This is a genomic window from Synechococcus sp. H60.1 (assembly GCF_047462335.1).
Taxonomy (GTDB): Bacteria; Cyanobacteriota; Cyanobacteriia; order Thermostichales; family Thermostichaceae; genus Thermostichus.
In genome coordinates this window covers 1-3109 of sequence record NZ_JANSJA010000289.1, presented here as the reverse complement: position 1 = coordinate 3109, position 3109 = coordinate 1, and the positions used below count along the sequence as shown (strand labels likewise).

The following is a 3109-nucleotide window of genomic DNA, read 5'->3' as shown; positions in this document are numbered from 1 at the left end:
CATACTGGCCTTGCGTTGCAGAGCCGCCCTCAACCGGGAGTAGTGGTCTCTGACCCGGTTCAACCGCTGTCCATTCCAGTGATCCCCCTCAGAGGTGTGGGCAATATCTCTCCTACCCAAATCCATGCCCATTGCCTTGACAGCGTGCTCCGGCTCTGGTGCCTCAGACTCCACGCCAATCTGGATGTAGTAGGAACCGTCTTGGCGTTTGACCAACGTGGCTGCTTTGGGATGAGAACCCGCCAGCCTGCCGCGCTGGTAGGAGCCAACATCCAGCTCAAAGCGTTCGCGTCCGGCCCCCCATCCCCCCGCAGGCGGGGGGACAAGAGGGGGGCTTGTGGTCAGCGACACCGTCCAGTCCTTCTCGCGGAAAGAGAAGATGCGGGCATCGTAGGTAACAAAGCCAGACTTGAACGCTTTGACTGGACGGTTTTTCTGTTGGGCACTCTTACGTGCAGCGGCTAGCCTTCTGCATACCTGTTGTGCCACTCGCGCTAGCGGGACGGAGTCCTTATTGCTGGATAGCCCAAAGTGGGTACGAATTGCGCGGTAGCAGAGAGATTGGAGCTTGACGGCGTTGACCACCTTCTCTGGCGTGTTTTGGTTGACCCAGTAAGGCCTCCGGCCCGCTGGCGCGAGGAGTGCTTGTGCAAAAGCGGACAAGGTTGCCTCTAGCTTCACAGCTTGCGAAGCAGATACCTTGAGCTTGCAAGAGATAGTCAGGACTTGGGCCATGTCACAGTTATTCGTCGTCCGCATTCCTCCCGACCCTGACCGGCCCCCCTCCCCCCGTATACGGGGGTACAGGGCGGGGCTCCTGCGGTTTCTAGCTGAAAGGCGCCAGCTCCCCTGAAATTACGCAAAATCTTAACACAGCTTTAGGGGTTGGCCCCCCATCCCAAGGAGAAGCCTGTGAAGAGGGTGTGAAGGGCTTGGCTATCATAGCTGTAGACGGCCAGAGGCGGGATGACCTGTGCAAATTCGCTTTGCTGTGATCAGCGATCCCCACATCACTGTTCCTTCCACCCTTTGGGATCATCCCAACCGGTTTCATTTGGTGGAGGTGAGCATCCCGGCTCTGGAGCAGGTTTTGCAACACCTGGTGCAGTTGCCCTTGGATTTTTTGCTGCTGCCGGGGGATCTGACCCAGCATGGAGAGCCAGAAAACCACGCCTGGTTGGCGGAGCGTCTGGCCCGTTTACCTTTCCCAGCTTTTGTGGTGCCCGGCAATCACGATGTGCCCCAGCTTGAGGCATTGCCAGAGTTTCCCCGCTACTACCAAGCTTTTGGCTATGAGGACGGGCGGTCTTTGGATTACAGCCGCCTGTTGCAGCCAGGGATCCGTTTGATCGGCCTCAATTCCAACCACTTTGATGCTCAGGGCCAGTTGGTGGGGTGTCTAACTTCGGAACAACTGACCTGGCTGGAAAAGGAATTGGCAGCAGCCGAAGAGGAGCTGGTGCTGCTGATGGTGCACCACAACGTGGTCGAGCATCTGCGCGGGCAGTCCCTCCACCCCTGGGGCCGTCGCTACATGCTGGAGAATGCCTCTCAATTGCGGCGGCTGCTACAAGCTTACGGGGTGCAACTGGTGTTCACCGGACATTTGCACATTCAGCACATCGCCCGGCGAGGGGGGGTTTACGACATTACCACCGGCTCTTTGGTCAGTTTTCCCCATCCCTACCGCCTTGTCGAGATCCGACTGGATCGCGAGACCGGGATCCACGTCCACATCCAAAGCTACCGGGTGGGATCCCTGCCCGATTGGCCCGATTTGCAGGCGTTCTCGCGGGAGTGGATGGGTCAGCGCAGCGAACCGGTGGTGGTTAAGTTTTTAACCTCTGCGCCGCTGCATTTGCCCCTGGAGCAGGCCCAAGCCTTGGCCCCACAATTGCGCCACTTTTGGGCAGGGGTAGCTGCCGGGGATCCAGACCTCGCTTTTCCAGACTTCCCACAGCCGGTAGGTCGATTCCTGGAGCGATTTAGCCGTTGTTTTCGCTGCCCACCCGATAATCAGGCGCAGCTCCATTTGCTGCCTCGGGGTTTTTCTATTTCTTAGGAACCAGGGCAAAGAATGGCCTTTGCAGGATTTGGCAGTTGGCGAAGCGATACCGTTTGTTCTTTCGGAAACATTCCTAGGGTTGGGATCCCCCAATGTGGGAGTAGGGCTCTAGGTGGATGGTGACCCGCACCGGCCCGTAGCGCTCCTGCAGCAGTTGCTCCACCGCTTCGGTGATGCGGTGGGCCGACTCCACGTCCAGCGGCTCCACCACCATGTGCATTTCGATAAAGATCATCTGCCCTGGGATGCCGCGGGAGGCAATGTCGTGGCAGTCGAGGATGCCGGGCAGGCTGAGAACCAGCTCCCGCAAGGTCTTAGGCGGAATGGCTACCCGGTCGGTGAGGAAAGGGATATTCTCTTGTAACACTTCCCAGCCGCTCCAAAACACCAGCAGCCCCACCGGCACCGCCAGCACCTGATCCAGCCAGGGGATCCCCCAGTAGTGGATCCCGGCCAGTCCCAGCAGCACCGTCAGGGTTACCCAAACATCGCTGAGGGTATGGCGGGCATCGGCCAAGAGCAGCGAGCTGGACAAAGCCTTGCCCCAGGAACGTTCATAGAAGGACACGAAGAGGTTGATCCCCAGTACCCCCACCATTAGGGCTAGGGTCAGTCCATCGACCTGCAGCGGCGGCTGGGGCTTAAAAAACCGTCCCACTGCTGCGCTGAGGATCTCAAAGCTGGCCATCCCCAGAAAAGCGGCGATCCCCAGCGCTCCAATGGCCTCAAACTTGCTGTGGCCGTAGGGGTGCTCCTCATCCGGCTCTGGCGAGGAAAAGCGGGCCGCCAGCAAGGCAAGAATGTTACTCCCACTGTCGGTAAAGCTGTGCAGGGCATCGGCCACCAAGCTCAGGGATCCCGTCGCTAGGCCCAGCCCCAGCTTGACCAAAAACACCAAAAGATTGAGCCCCAGGGTAACATAGAGCACCCTCTGTACCTGGTGCTGACGGCGAGCGGCTATGGCAGCAGAATCGGGGAAACTCACCGCTCAAAGGCTCAGAAGAAAACCGGTTCTGCTTTATTTTGCCACCGGCTTGGGTTCAA

Annotated in this window: 2 protein-coding genes and 1 pseudogene; 1 reads left to right on the top strand and 2 read right to left on the bottom strand. The window is 58.8% G+C overall.

The annotated features are described in order from the left end of the window. A pseudogene (locus NW852_RS13185) lies at nucleotides 1-735 on the bottom strand (RNA-guided endonuclease TnpB family protein); the annotation flags it as partial. 238 nt (nucleotides 736-973) lie between these two features. Between NW852_RS13185 and NW852_RS13180 the strand changes: the two are divergent. Beyond that, nucleotides 974-2062 carry a metallophosphoesterase family protein gene (locus NW852_RS13180; RefSeq protein WP_414371662.1) on the top strand — a complete coding sequence of 363 codons (1089 nt, stop codon included), beginning with the start codon at nucleotides 974-976 and terminating at the stop codon, nucleotides 2060-2062. Nucleotides 2063-2138: 76 nt separating this feature from the next. On the opposite strand, the gene NW852_RS13175 is transcribed toward NW852_RS13180, so the two are convergent. After that, entirely contained in the window at nucleotides 2139-3050 is a 912-nt protein-coding gene (locus tag NW852_RS13175; protein ID WP_414371664.1) for a cation diffusion facilitator family transporter, read from the bottom strand. Nucleotides 3051-3109 lie beyond the last annotated feature (59 nt).